Annotated in this window: 7 protein-coding genes; 2 read left to right on the top strand and 5 right to left on the bottom strand. The window is 58.7% G+C overall.

The annotated features are described in order from the left end of the window. Window positions 1-57: 57 nt before the first annotated feature. Entirely contained in the window at window positions 58-3,033 is a 2,976-nt protein-coding gene (locus tag JNC80_RS19685; RefSeq protein WP_003501082.1) for a Tn3 family transposase, read from the bottom strand. Window positions 3,034-3,188: 155 nt separating this feature from the next. Between JNC80_RS19685 and JNC80_RS19680 the strand changes: the two genes are divergently transcribed. Then, a complete protein-coding gene (locus JNC80_RS19680; protein ID WP_003501080.1) occupies window positions 3,189-3,776 on the top strand; it encodes a recombinase family protein in 588 nt (195 codons plus the stop codon). A 36-nt stretch (window positions 3,777-3,812) separates the two neighbouring features. Here JNC80_RS19680 and merA read toward each other — a convergent pair whose 3' ends face one another. From merA to JNC80_RS19660, 4 genes are read right to left on the bottom strand one after another with little or no spacing between them, the layout of a single operon-like run. Then, window positions 3,813-5,255, bottom strand: a complete 1,443-nt coding sequence (merA, locus tag JNC80_RS19675; protein WP_003501078.1) for a mercury(II) reductase — start codon at window positions 5,253-5,255, stop codon at window positions 3,813-3,815. Further along, window positions 5,256-5,513: a mercuric ion transporter MerT gene (gene merT / locus JNC80_RS19670; RefSeq protein WP_003501076.1), complete on the bottom strand. Its 258-nt coding sequence runs from the start codon at window positions 5,511-5,513 to the stop codon at window positions 5,256-5,258. Window positions 5,514-5,524: 11 nt separating this feature from the next. Then, a complete protein-coding gene (locus JNC80_RS19665) occupies window positions 5,525-5,812 on the bottom strand; it encodes a cation transporter (RefSeq protein ID WP_164057016.1) in 288 nt (95 codons plus the stop codon). A gap of 16 nt (window positions 5,813-5,828) precedes the next feature. Continuing rightward, on the bottom strand, window positions 5,829-6,242 hold the full coding sequence (locus JNC80_RS19660) for a mercuric transporter MerT family protein (protein ID WP_003501072.1): 414 nt from the start codon (window positions 6,240-6,242) through the stop codon (window positions 5,829-5,831). 98 nt (window positions 6,243-6,340) lie between these two features. On the opposite strand from JNC80_RS19660, the gene JNC80_RS19655 reads away from it, so the two are divergent. Beyond that, complete coding sequence (locus JNC80_RS19655; protein ID WP_023517540.1) at window positions 6,341-6,781, top strand: MerR family transcriptional regulator; 441 nt, start codon at window positions 6,341-6,343, stop codon at window positions 6,779-6,781. Window positions 6,782-6,814 lie beyond the last annotated feature (33 nt).

Genomic DNA, 6,814 nt, shown 5'->3' with positions numbered 1-6,814 from the left:
GGGGTCAGAACAAGAGCTGCTCGAAATCGTACGCTAAGACCGAACGGAGCGGGAACGTCATGCAGCGCGGAGGATTCTTCCAGGAAGTCGCAATGGCCTGAAGCCTTCGGGCATCTGCTGCTCGGTGTCCCAGGAATAGATGCCGGTGAGATTTATGTGCTCCCAGCTGAGTGGCGAGACATGCTTGAGCAATATGTCGGGGATAGTTCGACCACTTTGACGCAGATGGGCTACGGCACGGCTGAGATAAACGGTATTCCAGTGGACGATGGCGCTGACGACAAGGTTGAGGCCCGAGGCACGGAATGCCTGACTTTCGAACGATCGGTCGCGGATTTCGCCGCGCTCATGGAAGAAAACGGCCCGCTTGAGCTTGTGGGCGGATTCTCCTTTGTTAAGACCGGCTTGACATCGCCGGCGAAGTGCCGGGTTGGAATACCATTCGATCATAAACAGGGATCGCTCGATGCGCCCGAGCTCACGCAGGGCTTTCGCCAACTGGCTCGGTTTCGAGGATGCCGCCAGCTTTTTGAGGATCATTGAGGGCGCAACAGAGCGTGTCGTGATTGATGCCGCCAGATGGAGAAGGTCATCCCAGTGTTCCAGAATGAGGGCGGTATTGATCGGCGCGCCGATATGGTTGGCCAGTGCTGGATATGAGTCGGCCTTTTCGAAAGTATGGAACTTCCGGTCCTTGAGATTGCGCAGCCGAGGCGCAAAACGCTTTCCGATCAGAGTGAAGAGGGCAAATACATGATCGCTCGCACCTCCGGTATCGGTAAAGTGCTCCTCGATCTCCAGGATGGTGTCGTGGTCGAACAGGCCGTCGAGAACATAGGCTGCCTCGCTCTCGGTCGGGCTGATCGGCAGAATGCTGAAATAGCCGTACTGATCGGAAAGGTGGCTGTAAAATTTCGAGCCTGGCTCGCTGCCATAATGCAGGTTGATATCACCGCGTTTGGCGGCACGATCACTGGCCCGGAAGAACTGACCATCAGATGATGCGGTCGTCCCTGTTCCCCAGAGCTGGGCGTGGGGATGACGCGCATGGGCGTCGGTCACACATGCCTGCGCTGCGCGATAGGTTTCCGTGCGGGCATGGAACATGCGCATCCATCCGATCTGATGGGCGCTGATCCCCTTGGAGGCTCCGGCCATACGTTTCGGGCCAAGATTGGTGGCGTCCGCGAGCGTGCCGGCGAGCATGGCCGGAATGTTTTGCGGTGAATCGCCCGTTCGAACATGGGTGAACTGGTCGGCAAAGCCGGTCCACTCATGCACGTCTCTTAAGAGATCCGGCACTTCGACAAGCGGATACATTTCGCTGAGTTCGATATTTAGTTCATCGGCTGCAGCGGGCACTTCGCTCGCCAGCGGTGTTACAATCAGGGTTCCGGCATCGAGACGGACGCCTTCAAGTTTGCCGTTGCGGGCGCGATGGGCGAGACGTTTCAGATTGAAGTCCAGCAATTGTTGCATTTCGGTGAGCCAAGCCACCCCGTCGCGCTGCACACCGAGCCCAAGCTGGTCAGTTTCCTTCAGCTTGGTAAAAGTAGGGCGGGGCATGAAATTTTCATTTATCGGCCGGAACGCCCTGCTGCCTTCGACCCAGATGTCGGCCGAACGAAGCCGCTCGCGCAACGCTGCCAGTGTTGCAATCTCATAGAGACGGCGATCGGCCTTTGCCTGCCCGAAGATCAGTTTACGCTCCGCCGCGCCGAGATGAGCGATCGGGACACGTTCGGGAAGCACGCGCCTTCCTTCCGCGTAAAGGGATCTGAGTGTTTCGATCGCTGCCAGCAAAGGATCATACCGACGACTTGAATGGAATGTGAAGGTCAGGAGGAACCGGCCTGCATAATTGCGAACATTGGCATATTGCTCAGCTGCAATAAGCAAGGGTGAGGCGTCATTGTCTTCCACCATCGCCGCAAGCGTCGGCTTTGCCTGCACCAAGCGATGCCAGCCGACGTGGCGGTCGAGCGTTTCAATTGCATCTTCATCATTGTCATTGGCGCACTGAAGAGCCGATATCGTGTCGAGAAACAGCCGTAGTGCCTTAGCCGTCTCCATCCGGGTGTTCACATGGCGCTGCTTCTTGCGGTTATTCGCCTGCGAAAACAGCCTGCCGATCAGCTTGATGAACATGGTGACTGCGGCGTCGGTGAGCTTTTGCCCAAGCTTGATGATCTGCGCGATGATCGTCGCGCGCCGCCGACTGGCGTTGAAGTCGGCGGCAAGCCATGCCGGTGTCACATCGCCCTCCCGGACCATCTGCTCCCAGCGACCGGAGTGGATGCGGGCTTGTAGTCGGGGATCGATATCGAGCGCGCGGATGAAAGCGATCCTGTCGGTCAGCGTGACCAGGTTGGTTGCTCCCGGAGCATCTGGCGCAGATCGCAGCCAATGGAATCGCGTCTGTCGTATCTCGGGATCAACCGTCAAAAGATCATCGAGGGATTGGAGCTTTTCGGCTGAAAGGCCCGATATCAGGGCAGCCTCGGCGCGACGGCGGGCTATTACGCGGCCGGCAAAGCCGATCCGCTCTATTGTGTCAGGTGCGGGAAGTAACACCTTCCGCTCCCGCAGCGTGGTGACAATAGCTTGGGCAATAGAATGGCCCTTGTCCGTTGCGGTCGCCGTTTCGACGGCGGATAGTAAGGCGGCGCGCCGGTCCTGTGCTGTTGCTGTTCGTTTTCCAAAATAGGAAAGCAAATGCGCGATATGCTCGCGGCGAGTTTCCTCCCGCCTGGCATAGGAACGGAAACTCTCCGGATCAGCATCCAATTGTTCGGCTATATAATTGAGCATCGCCCTCGGCGGAATTTCGTGCACCATGAGAGCCCGGCCCGGATGCCGCATCATGCAAAGCTGGACAGCAAAGCCGAGCTGGTTATGTTTTCGCCTGCGGACTTCGATCTCCAGCCGGTCCGATGGAGATAGAGTGTAGTGACGGATCAGACTATCCTCATCGGTCGGTACGCCGAACAGCTCCTGTTGATCCTGAATTTTGAGAAACTTCCGCCGCGCCATTTTTTACTCCATACAAACTTGCGTCGATGGTTCCGGGCATGTCCGGAAACGGTCGTTTGAGTACAGGCCTAAATCACCCTGTCCACAAATTATCTTGACTTATTTGTGGACAGGCATCACCTTTCGGACAACCTATTCGGACGAAATTGAACCTTATGCCACGCACCTTTGCCTATGTCCGTGTCTCCACGACCGGACAGACCACCGAAAACCAGATTCAGGAAATCGAAGCGGCCGGCTTCCACGTCGAGCCACGCCGTATAGTCACCGAGACCATCTCGGGCAGCGTCGCCATTGCGCAGCGCCGGGGTTTCTCGCGACTGATGGATAAACTCGAAGCCGGGGACGTGCTCATCGTCACCAAGCTCGATCGGCTCGGCCGAGATGCGATCGATGTCAGTACGACGGTCAGGAAACTGGAGGAGCTGGGCGTGCGGGTCCATTGTCTGGCCCTCGGCGGCGTCGATCTGGCGAGTTCCGCCGGGAAGATGACGATGAGCGTCATCAATGCCGTCGCTCAGTTCGAGCGTGATCTGCTGATCGAACGCACGCAGTCGGGCCTCAAACGAGCCAAGTCGGAAGGCAAGACCCTCGGCCGTCCCGCTCGGCTCAATGAGAAGCAGAAATTGGATGTTCTCTCGGATTTGGCGGGCGGGATGAGCGTTTCCGCACTCGCCAGAAAATTTGACACCAGCCGCCAGACCATCATGCGTGTCAGGATCGAGGGCGACCGCTCCGTTTAAGCCGTGACTTGAGTAGGCACCCGTTTCCCTTTCGCCTCACCCCGCGCAGCAGGACAGTTTTTTCACATCCCTGTCGAAGGTCTGAGCCGCAAGCTTCAAACCTTCGACAGTCGTCAGATATGGAAAGATCGTCTCCGAGAGATCATCGATCGTCAGGCCGCAGCGGATGGCCAAGGCTGCCGTCTGAATGCTGTCAGCACCCTCTGGTGCAAGGATGTGAGCGCCAAGGAGTTTCCGGGTTGACCCGTCGGCGACCAGCTTGATCAGGCCGCGCGTGTCGCGCGCCGCCAGCGCCCGCGGCACATTGTCGAGGGAAAGGACGGAGGTGCGAACCGAATGTCCGGCAGCCCGCGCCTGCGCTTCGGTCATGCCGACGCTCGCCACCTGCGGATCGGTAAAGACCACGGCGGGCATTGCGGTGTTGTCGTAACTCAGGCTGTTGCCGTTCAATGCGTTCTTGGCGGCGAGCTTTGCGCCATAGGCGGCCATGTAGACGAACTGATCTTTTCCGGTTACATCGCCGGCGGCATAGACGCCCGCCTTCGAGGTGCGCATGCGATCATCAACGATGATGGCCCCGGCCGGTGTCAGGTCTATACCGGTTTCAGCAAGCCCAAGGGCTTCAGTGTTCGAGCGGCGTCCCGTCGCCACAAGAATCCGCTCGGCAGTCAAGATTTCCGGACGTCCGTCCCGCGCGATGGCGAGGGCAACACCACCATCATCGGTCTTGCGGGCGGACTCGTAGGTAATGCCGCTGACGATTTTAATCCCCTCATCGGCCAGATAGGTGGCAAGCGCAGCGCCGATTTCGGGTTCAGCCTCCGGCAGAAGCCGGCTGCGGAACACGAGTGTCACTTCGACACCGGCCCGTGCGAAAGTCTGGGCAAGCTCCACGCCGATGTAGCCGCCGCCAAGCACTATCATCGAGCGTGGCAGCTCGGTCAGGGCGAGCGCTGTCGTGCTGTCGAGCGGCGATACGTCAGCGATCCCCGGAATCCCCGGCAACGCCGGACGCGCACCGGTGGTGATGATAATTCGCTCGGAGCCGATGTGCTGGCCCGCGACCTGGACACCGCCGTCAACGAGGCGGGCCGGACCTTCGTGGTAGACCACATTGTTGTACTCCGGCAGCAGATCAGCGTATTTCGCCTGTCGCAGACCGGCAACCAAAGCGTCTTTCTGGGCGATCTGAGCGGCCCAATCAACCACGCGCGCGCCGCTTTCGATCCCATCAAACCGGGCAGCCGCATCGTTGGCGTGACGTACAGCCTCCGTGGCCCGGATCAGGGCTTTCGAGGGCACGCAGCCGATGTTGACGCATGTACCGCCGATCGTGCCATGCCCGACAAGAGCCACTTGGGCGCCTAGTTCGGCGGCCGTGATCGCGGCGGAGAAACCGGCCGAGCCAGCTCCGACGACCACAAGATCATAACGGCCGTTGCCTTTGTTGGAAGTTGGAACGTCGCAAGCTTCACACATTCAATTCACCTTTGTTGTCTTGTTATTCATCGAGCAGCAATTGGCATCCGCTGATGAGGCGGAACGCCGACGCCGGTAAAGATAAAGTGCGGACGCCCCAATCGCGGCGAGAGCGATCGGGATCAGCACATAGCCGGCCGCTGCGAACCATGCGGAAAAGCCAAAAGAGCCAGCGGCGACCAAAAGAAATGGCGCGGCGCAACAGATGACGGCGAGAAACCCGACTCCGCCAAGGCCGATGAACTTTCCATCTGTCATGCTGAACCTCCTTACTGCGAAACGCCGGACGGATAGCCAGCATTGGTGGTTGCGGTGATCAGCGCGGCGACATTCGTCTGGCTGTCGTCAAAGCGCACCTTCGCGATCGCCGCGCCGGTCGCCTCCGATACATCAACCTCGAGCACGCCTGGAACGTTGCTGAGCGCCCGCTTCACAATCGGGCCGCAGAGTTCGCAGGTGGCATTGGCAACATTCAAGGTTACGGTCTGCTCGGCGGCAAAAGCGTGACCACCCGTCAGCAGGGACGCAGTAAGGGCAATGAGGGGCAGGATTTTCATGAGATTCTCCTTGGGATTAAGCATCGAGGACAAGGCGGGCGGCGTAGGGAAAGCCCACGGCGATAATGATCAAGACAGTTGCGACCCAAAGGCCGATCTTGGCGTTCCGATGGGATGATGGACGCGCGCAGTAGGAACCCTCGGCGCATTCAGCCGCCTTCGGCCTGCGATAGACGAGATAGAAACCGTAGCCGAGGCAGGCGAGCGCGATCGTGATAAACACAGGCTGGTAGGGTTCGAACGCGGTCAAATTGCCGATCCACGCGCCGCTGATGCCAGCGAAGAACAAGGCAAAGGGCAGCACGCAACAGGTTGCTGCGCCCAGTGCCGCAACGATGCCGCCGACCGACAGCAATGCTGCCCGATCAAAACCCTTTTCGGCTGGCTCTGTGACTGTATTTGCCAGCGTCCGTGTTTCATCCTGCATCATCGTTCACATGCTCCCGCAATTGATCTATCGTGACCCTAGTGCCTGTAGCGACTACAGGGTCAAGCGAGAAATTTTCACGGATTTGTGCGAGCTATGTGATGACACAGAATGATGAATTTTCGATCGGCGTGCTGTCCGAGCGCAGCGGCGTCAACATAGAGACGATCCGCTATTACGAGAAAATCGGCGTCATGCCGAAGCCCGCCCGCAGCGCAGCGGGTTATCGTATCTACACAACTGAACACGCAAGGCGGCTGCATTTCGTGCGGCGCGGCCGTGAACTCGGCTTCAGCCTGGACGAGTTGCGCGGCCTGCTTCGCCTGGTCGATGGGCATACCTACACCTGCCGGGAGGTCCATGCGCTCACCATCGAACATTTGAAAGATATCCGTCAGAAAATCGCCGATCTGCGGCGTCTGGAGCGGGCCATGTCGAATATGGCGGCGCAATGCACCGGCGATCAGGTTCCAGAATGTCCGGTCATAGATGCCCTTTTTGAAATGCGGTCAATCAAGCGTTCCCGCTCCGTTCAAGCTTAGCGTACGATTTCGAGCAGCTCTTGTTCTGACCCC

It is taken from the genome of Pseudochrobactrum lubricantis (assembly GCF_041929865.1).
GTDB lineage: Bacteria > Pseudomonadota > Alphaproteobacteria > Rhizobiales > Rhizobiaceae > Pseudochrobactrum > Pseudochrobactrum saccharolyticum.
Note: the sequence above shows the minus strand (reverse complement) of the source record. Positions and strands in the feature narration are given on the sequence as shown.

Excerpts from the sequence above, each read along its gene's own strand:
- merT (WP_003501076.1), bottom strand. The coding sequence starts at position 5,513 with ATGACAGATGGAAAGTTCATCGGCCTTGGCGGAGTCGGGTTTCTCGCC.
- JNC80_RS19665 (WP_164057016.1), bottom strand. The coding sequence starts at position 5,812 with ATGAAAATCCTGCCCCTCATTGCCCTTACTGCGTCCCTGCTGACGGGT.
- JNC80_RS19660 (WP_003501072.1), bottom strand. The coding sequence starts at position 6,242 with ATGATGCAGGATGAAACACGGACGCTGGCAAATACAGTCACAGAGCCA.
- JNC80_RS19680 (WP_003501080.1), top strand. The coding sequence starts at position 3,189 with ATGCCACGCACCTTTGCCTATGTCCGTGTCTCCACGACCGGACAGACC.
- merA (WP_003501078.1), bottom strand. The coding sequence starts at position 5,255 with ATGTGTGAAGCTTGCGACGTTCCAACTTCCAACAAAGGCAACGGCCGT.
- JNC80_RS19655 (WP_023517540.1), top strand. The coding sequence starts at position 6,341 with ATGACACAGAATGATGAATTTTCGATCGGCGTGCTGTCCGAGCGCAGC.
- JNC80_RS19685 (WP_003501082.1), bottom strand. The coding sequence starts at position 3,033 with ATGGCGCGGCGGAAGTTTCTCAAAATTCAGGATCAACAGGAGCTGTTC.